Annotated in this window: 18 protein-coding genes and 3 tRNA genes; 14 read left to right on the top strand and 7 right to left on the bottom strand. The window is 61.3% G+C overall.

Annotation, left to right across the window (positions count from 1 at the left end; all coding sequences use genetic code 11):
- Both AC0V7N_RS25055 and AC0V7N_RS25050 read right to left on the bottom strand, forming a co-directional pair.
- Positions 1 to 867, bottom strand: coding sequence for an ABC transporter permease (locus AC0V7N_RS25055; protein ID WP_475450971.1), 867 nt, complete (start codon positions 865 to 867; stop codon positions 1 to 3).
- Between the two features lie 13 nt (positions 868 to 880).
- Positions 881 to 1,972, bottom strand: coding sequence for an extracellular solute-binding protein (locus tag AC0V7N_RS25050; protein ID WP_496627336.1), 1,092 nt, complete (start codon positions 1,970 to 1,972; stop codon positions 881 to 883).
- 91 nt (positions 1,973 to 2,063) lie between these two features.
- Here AC0V7N_RS25050 and AC0V7N_RS25045 point away from each other — a divergent pair, with 91 nt between their 5' ends.
- Both AC0V7N_RS25045 and AC0V7N_RS25040 read left to right on the top strand, forming a co-directional pair.
- Complete coding sequence (locus AC0V7N_RS25045) at positions 2,064 to 2,678, top strand: TetR/AcrR family transcriptional regulator (RefSeq protein WP_475450970.1); 615 nt, start codon at positions 2,064 to 2,066, stop codon at positions 2,676 to 2,678.
- A 125-nt stretch (positions 2,679 to 2,803) separates the two neighbouring features.
- The gene (locus AC0V7N_RS25040; protein ID WP_475450969.1) at positions 2,804 to 3,415 is read left to right on the top strand and encodes a DUF2569 domain-containing protein; all 612 of its coding nucleotides are present in this window, start codon (positions 2,804 to 2,806) and stop codon (positions 3,413 to 3,415) included.
- A 115-nt stretch (positions 3,416 to 3,530) separates the two neighbouring features.
- Here AC0V7N_RS25040 and AC0V7N_RS25035 read toward each other — a convergent pair whose 3' ends face one another.
- Positions 3,531 to 3,671, bottom strand: coding sequence for a hypothetical protein (locus tag AC0V7N_RS25035; RefSeq protein WP_475450968.1), 141 nt, complete (start codon positions 3,669 to 3,671; stop codon positions 3,531 to 3,533).
- 242 nt (positions 3,672 to 3,913) lie between these two features.
- On the opposite strand from AC0V7N_RS25035, the gene AC0V7N_RS25030 reads away from it, so the two are divergent.
- The 3 genes from AC0V7N_RS25030 (at position 3,914) to AC0V7N_RS25020 (ending at position 7,148) form a co-directional block, all read left to right on the top strand.
- On the top strand, positions 3,914 to 4,372 hold the full coding sequence (locus AC0V7N_RS25030) for a hypothetical protein (RefSeq protein ID WP_475450967.1): 459 nt from the start codon (positions 3,914 to 3,916) through the stop codon (positions 4,370 to 4,372).
- A gap of 164 nt (positions 4,373 to 4,536) precedes the next feature.
- On the top strand, positions 4,537 to 5,892 hold the full coding sequence (locus AC0V7N_RS25025) for a sensor histidine kinase (protein ID WP_475450966.1): 1,356 nt from the start codon (positions 4,537 to 4,539) through the stop codon (positions 5,890 to 5,892).
- Positions 5,893 to 5,990: 98 nt separating this feature from the next.
- Positions 5,991 to 7,148 (top strand): sugar ABC transporter substrate-binding protein, encoded by a 1,158-nt coding sequence (locus AC0V7N_RS25020; protein WP_475450965.1) that lies wholly within the window; start codon positions 5,991 to 5,993, stop codon positions 7,146 to 7,148.
- A 75-nt stretch (positions 7,149 to 7,223) separates the two neighbouring features.
- On the opposite strand, the gene AC0V7N_RS25015 is transcribed toward AC0V7N_RS25020, so the two are convergent.
- Positions 7,224 to 7,299 (bottom strand) — tRNA-Thr (locus AC0V7N_RS25015).
- Positions 7,300 to 7,456: 157 nt separating this feature from the next.
- Here AC0V7N_RS25015 and AC0V7N_RS25010 point away from each other — a divergent pair.
- From AC0V7N_RS25010 to AC0V7N_RS25000, 3 genes are all read left to right on the top strand, one after another.
- Positions 7,457 to 7,624 carry a hypothetical protein gene (locus AC0V7N_RS25010; RefSeq protein ID WP_475450932.1) on the top strand — a complete coding sequence of 56 codons (168 nt, stop codon included), beginning with the start codon at positions 7,457 to 7,459 and terminating at the stop codon, positions 7,622 to 7,624.
- A 202-nt stretch (positions 7,625 to 7,826) separates the two neighbouring features.
- Positions 7,827 to 8,027 carry a hypothetical protein gene (locus AC0V7N_RS25005; protein ID WP_475450931.1) on the top strand — a complete coding sequence of 67 codons (201 nt, stop codon included), beginning with the start codon at positions 7,827 to 7,829 and terminating at the stop codon, positions 8,025 to 8,027.
- A 190-nt stretch (positions 8,028 to 8,217) separates the two neighbouring features.
- On the top strand, positions 8,218 to 8,523 hold the full coding sequence (locus tag AC0V7N_RS25000) for a BA14K family protein (RefSeq protein ID WP_475450930.1): 306 nt from the start codon (positions 8,218 to 8,220) through the stop codon (positions 8,521 to 8,523).
- Positions 8,524 to 8,596: 73 nt separating this feature from the next.
- Here AC0V7N_RS25000 and AC0V7N_RS24995 read toward each other — a convergent pair whose 3' ends face one another.
- On the bottom strand, positions 8,597 to 9,022 hold the full coding sequence (locus tag AC0V7N_RS24995; RefSeq protein WP_475450929.1) for a hypothetical protein: 426 nt from the start codon (positions 9,020 to 9,022) through the stop codon (positions 8,597 to 8,599).
- A 122-nt stretch (positions 9,023 to 9,144) separates the two neighbouring features.
- Here AC0V7N_RS24995 and AC0V7N_RS24990 point away from each other — a divergent pair, with 122 nt between their 5' ends.
- A complete protein-coding gene (locus AC0V7N_RS24990; protein ID WP_475450928.1) occupies positions 9,145 to 9,504 on the top strand; it encodes a hypothetical protein in 360 nt (119 codons plus the stop codon).
- Here the strand turns inward: AC0V7N_RS24990 and bhcR are convergent, their stop codons facing one another.
- On the bottom strand, positions 9,505 to 10,326 hold the full coding sequence (bhcR, locus tag AC0V7N_RS24985; protein ID WP_475450927.1) for an HTH-type transcriptional regulator BhcR: 822 nt from the start codon (positions 10,324 to 10,326) through the stop codon (positions 9,505 to 9,507).
- Positions 10,327 to 10,538: 212 nt separating this feature from the next.
- Here bhcR and gcl point away from each other — a divergent pair, with 212 nt between their 5' ends.
- The 3 genes from gcl to AC0V7N_RS24970 all read left to right on the top strand — a co-directional run bounded on the left by gcl (position 10,539) and on the right by AC0V7N_RS24970 (position 14,167).
- Positions 10,539 to 12,320, top strand: coding sequence for a glyoxylate carboligase (gcl, locus tag AC0V7N_RS24980; RefSeq protein WP_475450926.1), 1,782 nt, complete (start codon positions 10,539 to 10,541; stop codon positions 12,318 to 12,320).
- Positions 12,321 to 12,336: 16 nt separating this feature from the next.
- On the top strand, positions 12,337 to 13,134 hold the full coding sequence (gene otnI, locus AC0V7N_RS24975; RefSeq protein ID WP_496627335.1) for a 2-oxo-tetronate isomerase: 798 nt from the start codon (positions 12,337 to 12,339) through the stop codon (positions 13,132 to 13,134).
- Between the two features lie 115 nt (positions 13,135 to 13,249).
- Positions 13,250 to 14,167, top strand: coding sequence for a 2-hydroxy-3-oxopropionate reductase (locus AC0V7N_RS24970; RefSeq protein ID WP_475450925.1), 918 nt, complete (start codon positions 13,250 to 13,252; stop codon positions 14,165 to 14,167).
- A gap of 120 nt (positions 14,168 to 14,287) precedes the next feature.
- On the opposite strand, the gene AC0V7N_RS24965 is transcribed toward AC0V7N_RS24970, so the two are convergent.
- Complete coding sequence (locus AC0V7N_RS24965) at positions 14,288 to 15,136, bottom strand: TrmH family RNA methyltransferase (RefSeq protein ID WP_475450924.1); 849 nt, start codon at positions 15,134 to 15,136, stop codon at positions 14,288 to 14,290.
- A gap of 198 nt (positions 15,137 to 15,334) precedes the next feature.
- Here AC0V7N_RS24965 and AC0V7N_RS24960 point away from each other — a divergent pair.
- A tRNA-Tyr gene (locus AC0V7N_RS24960) sits at positions 15,335 to 15,419 on the top strand.
- A gap of 88 nt (positions 15,420 to 15,507) precedes the next feature.
- A tRNA-Gly gene (locus AC0V7N_RS24955) sits at positions 15,508 to 15,581 on the top strand.
- The last annotated feature ends 84 nt before the right edge of the window (positions 15,582 to 15,665 follow it).

The following is a 15,665-nucleotide window of genomic DNA, read 5'->3' as shown; positions in this document are numbered from 1 at the left end:
TCAGGCCCGCTCGATCTTCAGCCAGCGGGCGCAGGCGAGGTAAGCGATGGTGACGACCGCCATCAGGATGATCGACAACGCCGAGGCGAGGGGAAAATCGCCGCGCCGGCCGATCTGCATCATCACCAGCTGCGGCATCAGAAGCTCGTTGTTGCCGCCGAGGATCTGCGGCGTGATGTAGTCGCCGATGCACAGCACGAAGGTCAGGAAGGCGCCGACCATGATGCCGGGCAAGGTAAGCGGCAGGACGACATGCAGGAAGGTGCGCACCGGCCCGGCGCCGAGATCGGCGGCGGCTTTGCGGTAGCTCGGGCTGAGCTGCTTCAAATTGGCGAAAATCGTCAGCGTCAGCAGCATGACGAAGAAATGCACGAAGCCGGTGACCGTGGCTAGCCGAGTGTTGGCGAGCTGCAGCGGCTCGGCGATCAGGCCGGAGCCGGTCAGCGCGCGGTTGATGACGCCGTTCTGCGCCAGCACCAGCAGCCAGGAGTAAGAACGCACAACATAGGACGTCCAGAACGGCAGCACGGCCAGCATCAGCGCCAGCCGCTGCCAGCGTTCGGGCACCTGTTCGGCAAGGATCCAGGCGAAGGGATAGGCGAGCAGCACCGAAACCACGGTGACGATCGCCGTCACTTGCAACGAGTTCACCATCGCCTGCCAGTAGGAGGGGTTGGTGAAGAACTGGCTGTAGTTGCTGAGCGTGAAGCCGCCGCCCTCATGCGCCGTGAGGCTGGAAAACCCCATGGCGATGAAGGGCAGCACGAAGAACAGCAGCGTCCAGCCAAGCGCCGGCGTGACCAGCGCCCAGGGCAGGGCACGGCCCGCTCGGGGCAGGGCACGCCCATTGTTTCCGGCCGTGCTCATGAGCGGTATCTGCTCATTTCGCCTGCAGCATTTCGGTCCACATGTCCTGCATCTTCTTGTCGAGATCGGCGTTCGGCGCCGGATAGGACTGGGCGCGGGCGAGGAAGCCCGGCTGCTCGTCGAAACGCAGGACCTTCTTCTGGTCGTCGGTCAGTGCCGCCTTGGTGTTGGCCGGCATGCCCCAGTAGCAGGAAGAAGTCGCAAGCCGCGCCTGACCTTCCGGGCTCATAATGTACTGGATGAATTTCAGTGCCAAATCCTTGTTCTTGGACTCCTTGAACATGGCGAGCGACTGCGACCACAGCACCGCGCCTTCCTTGGGAATGGAGAAATCCAGCGCCGGGTTTTCCTTGGCCAATCCCGCCGTCACCCATTCGCCGCCGCCGACCAGAATATCGACTTCGCCGGTGGCCAGCGCCGTCTGGCTGGCGGTGACTTCACCGACCAGCTTGGCGTTGGCCTTCATCTTGAGAAGCTCGTCCTTGAGGGCGGGCAAGTCGGCTTCGGTCAGCTCCGCCGTCTTCTTGCCGATGGCCAGCGCGGCCATGCCGATGACCGGCAGGTAATAGTCGTAGATGGCGACCTTGCCCTTGTACTTGTCGCTGGTCAGCGACGCCAGGGACTGCATGTCGGCCGGATCGACCTTGGTCTTGTTGAAGCCGATCGTGTTGTAGCCGAATTTTTCGGTGATGCCGTAGCGCTTGCCGCCGACCACGGTGGACCCGTCCATCTTCACCTGCGGGAAGAGATCGGCCAGCGGCAGCTTGTCTTCCGGCAGCGGCTCGAACAGCCCCTTTTCGACACCACGCGGCACGTCGATCGAGTCGATCACCATCACGTCCCAGTCGCCGGGCTGCGACTGCTCGACGATGGCGAGCCCAGCCCCAGTGCCTTCGAACTCCTTGACGTTGACCTTGACGTTGTTGGCCTCCTCGAAAGGCTGCAGCAATGCCGGATCGGAATGATCGCACCAGATCAGCGCGTTGAGATCGGCGGCCTCGGCGAGGCTGCCTGCTCCAAGCAGCAGTGCCGTGGCGGCGCACGCGGCGTGCAGATGGCGCTTCAGGACGGAAAGCGGATTCCCGGATGCGGATTTGACGGACATCGAGTGTTCTCCCTTGCCTTTGTGGCTTCTTGCAAAAAGTTGAACCAATTCTAAAATTGAGTCAATTCTGTTTTTGTGGCAAGAGGCTGATATGAGCGGATTGCGGGCAAGGCAAAAGGCGGACCGGCACAGGCGCATCATCGAGGCGGCGGCAGAGCTCTTTCGCGAGGCCGGCTATGAGGGCGCCAAGATCGAAACCATCGCCGCGCAGGCGGAAGTGTCGATCGGCACGATCTACAATTACTATGAGAACAAGGGCGACATCCTCGGCGCCATCGTCTCGCTGGAGGTCAACGAAGTGCTCAATGCCGGGCGCGGCGTCGTCGCCCGGCCGCCGGCCAATGTCGGCGACGCGCTGGACACGCTGATCGGCATCTATATCGAGCACTCGCTGCACTATCTCAGCAAGGAGATGTGGCGGCAGGCGATGGCGATCTCGACGCAACTGCCCGACAGCCCGTTCGGCCAGGCCTACACCGCCCTCGACCGCTCACTGACCGAACAAATCCGGGCGCTGATCGCCCGCCTGCAGGAAATTGGCCTGGTCCGACAGGACATAGACGGCACAGCACTCGGCGAATTGATCTTCAACAACATGAACATGATGTTCATCGAATTCGTGAAGCGCGACGAGGCGAGGATAGCGGAGTTGCGCGCGGCGATACGAAGGCAGAACCGGATTCTGGTGGCGGCGATTGGGGTGTGAGAGAGTCAGGAGCAGGCAGGAGAAATCGTCGCTTCGGCATCAGATGTGGTTTCAACGAGCCTCACCTCTTGAGTTGAGTTTGAAATCTGATACAACTTATAAGGGCATAAATAAGGGGGGGGTAAATGGGGGCGTTTTCAATCTGGCATTGGGCGATCGTCCTGCTGTTGATCGGCGTGCCTGTTTTCTTTGCTGTTCGTTCAGCCGCCAAGCCGTCACAGAATCCTGAGGCTCTTGTGGGCTTTGGCGGCTGGCTGATGCTGCTGGCGATCGGTCAGGCACTATCACCGCTGCGCACACTCGCTGACTTCGCCAATTCGACCGACGGCTACCAGCGACTCATGACCCTCTCAAATGGGCCGCTGGCGGTGTATGGCGAGGTTGCTCTCAATCTGGGATTTCTGGCGCTTCAGCTGATCGTGCTCGTTTCGATGCTGCGGCGAAGCCACCGGTTCCCGCAACTGTTTCTGCTTCAGTGGCTTGCGATCCCTGTCGTTTTTGTCCTGGACACGATCTGGATTGCTTTAATTCTGGGCGTTCCGGTGAACCAGGTACTCGCAGGCGATGCGCTGGTGGCGCCGATAGCCTCGTTTGTTGGGACCGGCATCTGGGTCGCTTATGTCTACAAGTCGATCAGGGTGAGGAACACGTTCAACAGGGTGGGCGCGTCAGAGCAAGTCGTGAGCGCCTCGTGGCGGGCTGCGGCTGGCGATCGAGCCGCCGGCTTTTGTCGATGACACGCTGGACACGCGTTTGGTATCTACATCGAACACTCGCTCCATCGTCTCAGCCGCTGTGGCAGCAGCCGATGGCGGTCTCGACGCAGCTGCCCGACAGATCGTTGGGCCACGCCTAAGCCGCGCTCGACCGGTCCCGGCCGAGCAGATTCGAGCGCTGATCGCCCGGCTGCAGGCGCTCGGCCTTTCTGCGCCAGGACATCGACGGCGCGGCGCCCGGCGACCTGATCTTTAACAGCACGAACATGTTGTTCATCGAGTTCCTGAAGCGAGACGAGGACAGGATACCGGAACTGCGCGCGGCGTTACGTCGGCAGAACCGGATTCTGGTGGCGGCGATTGGGGTGTGACGGGATCGCGGCCTGGGGATGGGTCGGATCGGCTGAGCGGTGTGGGTGTCTTTTGCGCGGCCTGTGAGAAACCATTCGAGAGCCGGGCCACAGAGGCGCCCAAGTTCAGTGCCTAGCTACGCGAATGGGATAGCGTGCAGGAGGGGCAATGCGCAGCGTTTTCGGGGTTCTCTTGGCATCTGGTGTGTTTTCCGCCCCAGCCCTTGGCGCTGACATCGAAGGGCCCATGAAGCAATTTGGCCTCATGGGCGCGTGGTCGCCGGATTGCAGCAGGGATATTTCTCAGCCGACGATGGATAGGGTTACGTTTGCGGTGCCGTCCGGCGGAGAGGCGACGGCGACCATCCTGGACAAGCACGGCGGCGTGTTGGTGACCACTGTCGATCAAGTCACTGAATCGGCAATCGTTGCCGGCGATGAAATCGGGATCGGCCTCCACCCCGTAACGGTCACCCGATCAGATGGCAAAACGGCATCCCAACACGACTACGACAACATGCATCTTGTCTTTCAGAAGGTTGGCGCAAGGATCGAGGTGGTTCGGGTCCAGTTCGAAGGCCTGCCGGAAATCCAACGGTCAGCTTTTTTCGAGATATGCCCGAACTAGGACATTGGGCGGTTTAGCGCCGCTGCCCCGTCGTTCTCCACCAGTTCGCAGGGCTGGAAGATGTTGGCGCAAAATCAACGCAGCGCAGCAGGTTTTGCGCGCGCGTCTTATTAGCTCGCACTACATGATGGCGCGCGCGCATGAAATCGGGCAGGAATGCCCGAATGCCAGTTTCCAGCAGCAAAATTGTCCGACTCACGTCCGCGTCCCTGTTCATAGGGTTTGCGGCGCTTATGGCCATCGTCGCCACCAACTTCTGGCTGGGGCAGAGAGCTCAATCATATTTCGACAATGCGATTGAGGCGCGCGACACGCGCATCGCGGCCGTCGAGTTGAGAAATGCAATGCAGACTGCAGAGGCGAGTGAGCGCGGCTTCGTCATCACCGGGAACGAAATTTACCTGGGGCCTTACCAGACCGCCAAGGCCCAGGCGCAGCGTCATCTGCAGGCTTTGCAAAGCCTGCTGACATCCTACCCCAATTCGGAATCCACGCTGCAACGGCTGTCTGCGATCATAACCACCAAGTTTGATGAGCTTGATCAGACGATAGCTCTCAAGCGTGATCAGCGCGACGCGGAGATACTGGCGATATTCCGCACCAACAGAGGCAAGGCCCTGACCGACGAAGCCAATGTGTTCTTTTCGGGGATCATTGGACGAGCCGATGACCGGCTGACGTCAGGGGTCGCCGAACAGCGTGCCAACAGCGCATGGCTGCGGCTCGTTTCGGCAATCGGCGGGTTTGTCATCGTCGCCGTGGTTGGCGGAGCAGCCTATGGTGCTGCGCGATACACCAGAGAACTTCGCGATACGCGCGACGAGGTCAACGCGCTCAACAGCGAGCTGGAGCAACGGGTCGCCACCCGCACCGAGGACCTGGCCAAGGCGCGCGATCGGGCCGAAGTGCTTTTGTCAGAGGTCAATCACCGCGTCGCCAACAGCCTGGCTCTGGTCTCGTCGCTGGTGAACCTGCAATCGAAGGCTGTCGGAGATCGCGCTTCCAAGGAAGCGCTCGCCGAAACCCAGGATCGCATCTTTGCGATTTCGCTGGTTCACAGGCGGCTCTACGGCTCGTCCGACGTCCGCTCGGTTGATTTGGACGAATATCTCATTGGGTTGCTCGATCACCTGCGCACCTCGCTGCGCAGCCAAGTCCATGGTGTGGGCCTGTCTTACCACATCGACCCGATCAAGCTCGAAACCGACATCAGCATCAACCTTGGCGTGGTGATCACCGAACTGGTGACCAATGCCTTCAAATACGCCTATCCGGATGGTGTCGGAGAGGTCCGCGTCCGGCTCAGCAAGCTGCCAGGCGAGCAAGCGGAACTGGTGGTTGAAGACAATGGGGTTGGAAAGGTTGAAGGTACGCCCGCCAAAGGGACCGGCGTTGGCAGCAGGATCATCCATGCCATGTGCATCAGCCTGGGCGCCAAGATCGAGTATCGAACGCTTCAGCCAGGAACCGCCGCTCATTTGGTGTTTTCGACAAAACCACGGCGCTCTACCGCCGCATAGTAGACCGCGCCGCCGCGAGGTGGAAAAATCACTGCGGCAGCATCGCGAATGTGATGTGATAGTCGTGGCGCCAGCAATTGACGCCGACGGGGGCAGACGTGTTTGATCATAAGAAGATTGCCTGCCGTTGGCCAACAGGGTCAGCCATAGCTCTGCTTCTCATTGCCACGATGAGCGGGACTTTCGCGAGTGCCGGGGAAGGCGGCCCGGGCATTAAACAGCGGACAGTATTCCCCGCCTTCGATCCAAACGCGACCTCATGCAACGCTCCGGCCGGTCTCGCAAAAGTGCTTGCCTATGTGCAGGAGAACGACCGCGACTTCCTGCAGGGGGTCGACCATGGCCTGTCCATGGCCGCAAGAGATCGGGGCTTGGAATATCGAAGAGTTCTGGTGGAAAATGATGTGGGAAAGGCGATAACCCAGGTTCAGTCTTTGGTGGCGGCAAAGGTTGGCGCCATGGTTGCCACGTCTCCGGATCCGGCGGCGTTCAGTCCCGCCCTTCAGCAGGCAATCTGGTCGGGTGCGTTTGTTGGCACCATCGTGCCTCCGCCGGCAACATTGCTGCTCAATGCTCCGCAATATCGAACGGGCAAGGTGCTGACCGACGCAGCGATCAATCATATAAAAACCAGGCTCGGAGGGAAGGCCAAGGTCGTTCTGCTGACCCAGGATACGATGGAGTTTCTGGCGCCTCGGTTCGAGGCAATGCGCGCCGGCCTGAATGCGATGCCGGGCGTGACGATCGTGGCAGATATCGCGCCGAAGCCGGTTAGCAAGGAAGGCGGGTTCGCAACCATGCAAACCATCCTCCTTGCCAATCCGGACATCGACGTGGTGCTCGGCGGCGACGCCGTCGTGCTTGGTGCGCTGGAAGCGTTGCGCGCGGCGGGGAAAGATCGGCCTGACCAATTCCTTGGCGGAATTGACGGCGAGGCGGAAGCGGTTGCCGAAATCAGGAAGGGCAACAGCCCTTACAAGGCGAGTATCTCGTTGTCCTCGCCTGTTTTCGGGTATGCCATGGGAGAGTTTGGAGCCGACTGGCTCGAAGGCAAAAGCGTCCCGCAGGCGATGGACATCCTTCCGATAGCGCTTACGAGCGCCAACCTTGCGCAGTATGGGGCCGACCTCAAGGACCCAGCCTCGGTTTATGCGGACGCGGCGCGACGGGACGCCTATCTGAAGATGTACGGGAACATCTGCTACGACAGCCGCGACAGATACGTGAACTTCCCTTGGTCTTCAGAGCAGAAGTAGCTGATCGGTGCTGGGCCTTATCCTCGCTGCTCGGCAGGCGAGTGAGTAACAGAGGCCGAACTGTCTCGGGGGAGCTGGTGCCCCCGGACGGAATCGAACCGCCGACCTTCGGTTTACAAAACCGCTGCTCTACCAGCTGAGCTACAAGGGCACGGCGCTCCGGTTAGCATATTTGTTGCGCCAGTAAAGACAAAACTCCGTTTTCGGTTACCCCGGCGGTGGATGACGCTTTGGATGCACATGCTGAAATTCGCGGGCACGCTTCCTACATAATGGTGAGGTGCAATCGCTTCGGACTGGAGTGTCGCATGATCAGGCTTGTCATCATTCTCCCCATCGTCGTCATCGCCTGGATGCTGCTGGTGAAGCTCATCAGCGATGTGAAGAAGGCCAATGTCGACTGGACCGGCGTGACCACGATCATCGGCTTCATCGCGCTGGCTTTCTGGCTGCGGCATGTCACGGGCATGTGGTGAACGGGTAAGTGAGTAGGGGAGTAGTCAGTAGTCAGTAGTGGGTGGTTGGCCGGGCGCCTGTGATCCGCCATTCACTACTCACTACTCACCCGTCCTCCCGTGTCGCAAAAAAACTCCTCCACCTTTCGAACCTTTCGACATGCCGCGTCGACTGATCTCCAGAGGCGAATGGTCGTCTCGGTCAAGGATCCAGGAGATCATCATGTTCAAGCGCACGCTCACTTCCGCTCTCGTCGCCATTTTCGTTGCCACAGGCGCGCTAGCTGCCACGGTTCAGACGTCGTCAGCTTACGGAATGCATCATCACCATCATCACTACGACGACGACCATGGCGACTACTGGTGGCATCACCACCACCATCACCATCATCACCACCATGACGGGGTGGTTATCATCTTTTGATGCCAAGGCCTGTCGCGTTCGAAGGGCGGCCTCGGCCGCCCTTTTTGCATTCTCCGTGGCCACAGGCAGGAACCGACCGTATCTCCGCAAAAAAAGATCAAAAAAGCTTCGAACCTTTTTCGGTATCGCGACGACAGATGATCAAGAGGCGGATGGATCGCCTCGGTCAACGAAGCAAGGAGAGATCATCATGTTCAAGCGCACACTCGTTTCCGGCCTCATCGCCACCACCGTCGCCGCCACCGCGCTGGTCGGCACCGTTCAGCCTTCGGCGGCTCATTCGCATCACCACGACCTCGGCATCGGCATCGCCGCTGGCGTCGGCGGGTTTGTCCTTGGCAGCCTGCTCGCCCAGCAGCCGCCGCGCACCGTCTATGTCGACGAAGACGGCGGTTCCTGGCACGTCCGCCGCTGCCTCGATCGCTACTCGAGCTACGATCCGGACTCCGACACCTACATCGGTCACGATGGCTACAGCCACTATTGCCGGCTCTGAGAGGGGAGGAGGATTGTTTCAGCAACAGAAAAAGGGGCTCACGCGGGCCCCTTTTTGCTTTTTTCACAGAAACTTACAGTTGCGTCTTCGGGCTGGGATCGGCGATCGGCAATCCGGCGGCGCTGCAGGTGCTGCCGACGATATGCCTCGTTTCCGTAGTGTCGCTCATCGCGACGAGTTCGAAGCTGCTTCCGGCATCCGGGTAGACCTTGGCAACAAACGCCTTGTCACCGCCCCCGGATGGGGTCTTGGCGCTGACGGTGCCGCAGACCACGATCTCCTGGCGGCCACTCAGCGTTCGCTCGCCGGCGAGAATCGCCCCGAACCTGGCGGAGGCCGGATCCGGCAGGTGCTGGCGGATACCACTCGTCACGACCTCCTCGAGCGCTAGCGAGAACGGAATGGGATTGACGCGCTGTTCCCCGGTATCGGGTTGAGGTGTCGTCGCCACGCATCCGTAAAGCGAAGCGACAAGCAGAAGCTGAAGCGTTTTCCTCATCCGCGCCCTTTCGCATGCATTCGAACGCCACGGCAAGGCGGTGAAATCCGATCTGGGGGGCGCTATACAGCGATTTTCTGAGCGTCTAGTCTATCCCGATGACCCGGCTGAGGGAGGGTGGCTTGGACGAGCAGGATCCCAGGGAAGACCTGATCGAAACGGTTTTCCGCAACGGCACCGTCACCACTGTCGGCATCCTGCTGGCATTTTCGCTGGGCTTCATCACCCATTGGGCAGCCAACCCGATCCCGTGGCGGGCCTACCATCTTGTCGCCGTCCTGCCGATCCTGGCCGGCATCGCCTTGCAGATGCGGGCACTGGCGCTGCTGCTCGACATCAAGTCCCTGCAGCGGCGCGTCTATGAACGCGCCAACCGCATCTTCATCGCCGGCCTCATCTTCACTGCCTGCGGCGTCGGCTTGGCGATATTGCTCGATTTCTTCGATATCGCGACGAAGAGCGCGCTGCCCGTGGCGGGCTGATCAGCCGGCTTGCACGCCGCCGATCATCCTGGTCACCTCGGCCGCGGCATTGCGCACCATCGGTCCGATCTCCGCCAGCCGCTCCGGCGTCACCCGCACGGTCGGCCCCGACACCGAGACGCCGCCGATCGGCTCGCCGAATTCGTTGAAGATGGCGGCGGCTACGCAGCGCATGCCGGGATGCCGCTCCTCGTCATCGACCGACCAGCCGCGCTGCTTGATGACAGCCAGATCGTGGGCGAGGGCAGGGATCTCGGAAAGCGTCTTGTCGGTGAAGCGCTGCAGGCCGGCCTTGCGCAGAATTGTCCCGACGCGTTCCGGTTCGAGATGCGCCAGCACCGCCTTGCCGATGCCGGACGCATGGAACGGGCTGCGCGTGCCCGGCCGGAAGAAGGCGCGGATCGCCTGATGCGTCTCGACCTGGCTGACGAAGACCACGCAATCATCCTCGGCGACGCCGAGATTGGCGGTCTCTCCGGTTCGTTCCATCAGCTCCTGCATGACGATGCGGGCACGGTCGACCAGCTTGCGACGGCGCAGGAATGCCGCGCCCATGCGGTAGGTCTCGACGCCGATCGACCACAATTGGTCTGATGTGTCGAACTCGACCATGCCGTGGTTTTGCAGCGTCGTCAGCATGCGGTAGGCAGTGGAGGCGGCCAAGCCGCTCTGCGCCGATATCTCGCTCAGCGACAGGCCGCTGCCCTCGGCGACAATGGCCAGGATGCGCAAGGCCCGGTCGAGCGATTGCACCGAATTGGCCTCGGCAGGCCCGTTGAAAGCGCGCGGACGGCCGCGCTGTCGTTTCTCAGTGGTTTCCATGGCGCCAGTTTCGCCGATTTCACTGAACAAGCAATGAAAAAGTTTTTCACTCGCTTGAGGCAGGGAATTCCTGGAAAACCGAAAAGCGAATGAAATCAGGGTATAGGCGTCTTTTTCTAGAAATGAAAAAATATTCTGAAAAAATTGAAAAATAGCCGGCTTGCTGACATCCTCGGCCATCCAACAATGACACCCCAGTGGAGGTCGGAAAAATGGCCAGGATGCGCGCTGTCGATGCCGCGGTTCTCGTTCTCGAAAAGGAAGGCATTTCCTGCGCCTTCGGCGTGCCGGGTGCTGCGATCAATCCGCTCTATTCGGCATTGAAGGCGAGGGGCACCATTCGCCATGTCCTTGCCCGCCACGTCGAGGGCGCCTCGCACATGGCGGAAGGCTACACCCGTGCCAAGGCGGGCAATATCGGCCTCTGCATCGGCACTTCGGGTCCGGCCGGCACCGACATGATCACAGGGCTATATTCGGCCGCCGCCGATTCCATTCCGATCCTGTGCATCACCGGCCAGGCGCCGCGTGCCCGGCTGAACAAGGAGGATTTCCAGGCCGTCGACATCGCCGCCATCGCCGCACCGGTCGCCAAATGGGCTGTTACCGTCATGGAGCCGTATCTGGTGCCGATGGCGCTGCAGAAGGCATTTCATCTCATGCGCTCGTCGCGCCCGGGCCCGGTGCTGATCGACCTGCCGGTCGACGTCCAGCTGGCCGAGATCGAGTTCGACATTGATGCCTATGAGCCGTTGACGCCGTTCAAGCCGGCGATGACGCGCGCCCAGGCCGAAAAGGCGCTGACAATGCTCAACGCGGCCGAAAAGCCGCTGATCGTCGCCGGCGGCGGCATCATCAATGCCGATGCATCGGATCTGTTGATCGAATTCGCGGAAATTTCTGGTGTGCCCGTGATCCCGACGCTGATGGGCTGGGGCGCGATCCCCGACGACCATCGGCTGATGGCCGGCATGTGCGGGCTGCAGACCTCGCACCGTTATGGCAACGCCACGATGCTGGAGGCCGATTTCGTCTTCGGCATCGGCAACCGCTGGGCCAACCGCCACACCGGCTCCGTCGACGTCTACACCAAGGGAAAGAAGTTCATTCATGTCGACATCGAGCCGACGCAGATCGGCCGTGTCTTCGCGCCGGACCTCGGCGTCGTCTCGGATGCCGGTGCCGCGCTGAAGATGCTGCTCGACGTCGCCACCGAGTGGAAGACGGCCGGAAAGCTGCGCGACTGGTCGGGTTGGGCCAAGGAGTGCCAGGCCCGCAAGAAGACGATGAAACGCAAGACGCATTTCGACCAGGTGCCGCTGAAGCCGCAGCGTGTCTATGAGGAGATGAACAAGGCGTTCGGCCGCGACGTCACCTATGTCACCACCATCGGCCTGTCGCAGATCGCCGGCGCGCAGTTCCTGCATGTCTACAAGCCGCGCAACTGGATCAATTGCGGCCAGGCCGGCCCGCTCGGCTGGACCTTGCCGGCAGCGCTCGGCGTTCGCGCCGCCGATCCGGACCGCACCATCGTGGCGCTGTCGGGCGACTATGATTTCCAGTTCATGATCGAGGAACTGGCGGTCGGCGCGCAGCACAAGCTGCCTTACATCCACGTCGTCGTGAACAACGCCTATCTCGGCCTGATCCGCCAGGCGCAGCGCGGTTTTGCGATGGATTACGAGGTCAGCCTCGCCTTCGAGAACATTAACCGATCAGGCGATCCCGAGGCCGGCTATGGCGTCGACCATGTCGCCGTTGCCGAGGCGATGGGCTGCAAGGCGGTCAGGGTGCGGAAGCCCGAGGAGTTCGCCGGCGCCTTCAAGCAGGCGCAGCGGCTGATGAAGGAACATCGGGTTCCGGTGGTGCTCGAATTCATCCTCGAGCGCGTCACCAACATCTCGATGGGCACCGAGATCGACAAGATCACCGAATTCGAGGACCTTGCGGAAAGCCATGAGGATGCGCCGACCGCGATCGTGATGCTCGACTGAGAAGAAGGACAAAAGAATGCCGCGTTTTTCAGCCAATCTGTCGATGCTCTTTGGCGAGCATGAGTTCCTCGACCGCTTCGACGCCGCCGCGCGCGCCGGCTTCAAGGGCGTCGAATATATCGGCCCCTACGACCATGCGCCCGAGGTGGTGGCCGCGAGGCTAAAGAAGAACGGCCTGACGCAGGTGCTGTTCAACCTGCCGGCAGGCGACTGGGGCAAGGGCGAGCGTGGCATCGCCGTGTTGCCGGACCGTGTGCCGGAATTCCGCCAGGGCATCGCCAAGGCGATCACCTACGCACAGGCGCTCGGCTGCCAGCAGGTCAATTGCCTGGCCGGCATCGCGCCCGCCGGCGCCGACCGCAAGGTGCTCGAGGATGTTTTCGCCGAAAACCTCGCCTTCGCGGCGGAGAAACTGGAACAGGCCGGCATCCGGCTGCTGATCGAGCCGATCAACACCCGCGACATTCCAGGTTTCTTCTTGAACTACTCCGACGAAGCGCTCGCGTTGATCGATCGCGTCGGCTCGAAAAACCTGTTCCTGCAATACGACATCTATCACATGCAGATCATGGAGGGGGATCTCGCCCGTAAAATCGAGGCCAACCTCGGCCGCATCGCGCATATCCAGCTTGCGGACAATCCCGGCCGTCATGAGCCGGGGACGGGCGAGATCAACTATCCCTTCCTCTACGATCACATCGACCGCATCGGCTATTCCGGCTGGATCGGCGCGGAATACAAGCCGAAGGCGGGGACGGAGGCCGGCTTGGGCTGGTTCCGAGGACTCGCCGGGCAGGGGAGCGCGGCAGCTTAGGCGGAGCGCTTCCCTTCTCCCCCTCACTATACGGGGAGAAGGTGCCGGCAGCAGGCGGATGAGGGGCAGCGCCAACCTTCGACGAGTTCGAGCAAAGACTTTCAGGAGAAAGACAATGGAAACCATCGGCTTTATCGGCCTCGGCATCATGGGCGCACCGATGGCTGGGCATCTGCTGGATGCCGGCTACAAGGTCATCGCCAGCGATCACCGCTCCAAGCCTTCAGCCGATCTCGTCGCCAAAGGCCTGAAAACAGTCGCGGGCCACGCCGCCGTGGCCAAGGCTGCCGACATCATCATCACCATGGTGCCCGACACGCCGCAGGTCGCCGATGTGCTGTTCGGCGATAACGGCGTTGCGTCGGGCCTCTCCAAGGGCAAGCTGGTCATCGACATGAGCTCGATATCGCCGATCGAGACCAAGATCTTCGCCAAGAAGATCAACGATCTCGGCTGCGATTACCTCGACGCGCCGGTTTCGGGCGGTGAGGTCGGCGCCAAGGCGGCATCCCTCACCATGATGGTCGGTGGCGAGGAAAGGGCCTTCGAACGCGCAAAATCTGTGTTCGAGAAGATGGGCAAGAACATCACTCTGGTCGGCCCGAACGGTGTCGGCCAAACCACCAAGGTCGCCAACCAGATCGTCGTCGCGCTGACCATTGAAGCCGTCGCCGAAGCGCTTGTTTTTGCTTCGAAAGCCGGCGCCGACCCGGCCAAGGTCAGGCAGGCGCTGATGGGCGGGCTGGCGGCCTCGCGCATTCTCGAAGTGCATGGCGAGCGCATGGTCAAGCGCACCTTCGCGCCAGGCTTCCGCATTGAATTGCACCAGAAGGATCTCAATCTGGCATTGGAAGGCGCGAAAGCGCTTGGCGTGTCGTTGCCAAACACCTCGACCACGCAGCAGCTGTTCAATTCCTGCGCCGCCAATGGCGGCGCCAAGGAAGATCACTCGGCGCTGGTCAGGGCGCTGGAGCGGATGGCGAATTTCGAGGTCGGCGGCGAAGTGGCCGAAATCAAGGGCAAAGCGGCATAGGTCGAGAGAGGGCGGCGCAACGTTCCCAAGCCGCCACCTCTTGACCGTCGAAGAACGGGTTTCGGCGTCTGTCGCCGGGACCCGTTTCTCGTTTGCAGCAAATAGTCCGCTGTTTCCGGCTCAGCCGCGCTTCAGGAAGGCCCGTGCGGCATAGAGACTGATCGCCGCGGCGTTCGACACGTTAAGCGAGCGGATGACGCCCGGCATGTCGAGCCGTGCCAGCGTCGTCACCGTCTCGCGCGTCTTCTGACGCAGGCCCTTGCCTTCGGCCCCCAGCACCAGCGCGATCTTTTCTCCGGCAAAGCTCCTTTCGAGTTCGGCCGGCCCGTCCGAATCAAGCCCGATTGTGCGAAAGCCGGCCTCGTGCAACTGGCCGAGCGCGTCGGCCAGGTTCTTCACCTCGATCTGGTCGATATGCTCCAGCGCGCCGGAGGCGGATTTCGCCAGCACGCCCGATTCCTGCGGGCTGTGGCGCGCCGTGGTGATCAGCGCGCCGGCGCCGAAGGCGACCGCCGAGCGCAGGATGGCGCCGACATTGTGCGGATCGGTGACCTGGTCGAGCACCAGCACCAGCTTGGTGTCGCCCAGCGCATCGAGGCGCTTGGGCTTCAGCGGCTCCGCCTCGATCAGCACGCCCTGATGCACGGCGTCCGAGCCGGTGATCTTGTCGATGTCTCTCGGCTCGACCAGTTCGGCCTTGAAAGGCAGTGCGGCGAGATCGGCTATCTCGAGGCGCTCGGCCGCATTGCGCGTCACCAGCATTTTCCGGATCTTGCGGCGCGGATTGTCGAGTGCCGCCCGCACAGTGTGCAGGCCATAAAGTCGCACCAGGCTGTCGGCAGCGTTCTCGCCCGGCGGAACGGGCTGGCGTGGCTTGAATGCTGGTGCGCCACCGCTTTTCTCGTCGCGAAAGGCGCGGCGCAGATTGGCGTAATGGGTATCTTTCGGGGTGTTTGTCTTGTTGCTCATGGCCGGCTTCTATAGCTGTCTCCCGTTGCCAAGGATATGCCCTGTCGCCGCAGCCGGCGAACAACATCGAAAAAGCCTTCCTGCGCGGTTGACACCCAAAGGGCTTGCCGCCATAAGGCGCTTCGCTGGTTTCGGAGAAGACACAACTCGGGTCCGAATTGGCGCGAATGCCTCGTTGCATGGCTCCGGCGGCAGACTGGAGAGGTGCCCGAGTGGTTAAAGGGGACGGACTGTAAATCCGTTAGCTTAGCTTACGTTGGTTCGAATCCAACCCTCTCCACCACTGCCGGCCCGGAAGCCCTGAAACGAAAAAGCATCGGGCCGAAAGTGCATGGCGCTTTTCGGGTGAATCCGATACTTCAGTGCAAGGCGCGGGTATAGCTCAGTGGTAGAGCAGCAGCCTTCCAAGCTGAATATGCGGGTTCGATTCCCGCTACCCGCTCCAGACTTTCATCCAGCGCCAGATTTCCACCCAGAGAGAAACCGCAAGCCGAAGCGCTGCGCGGCCGATACGCAGCGCTTCAACGTT

It is taken from the genome of Mesorhizobium kamtschaticum (assembly GCF_056174585.1).
Note: the sequence above shows the minus strand (reverse complement) of the source record. Positions and strands in the feature narration are given on the sequence as shown.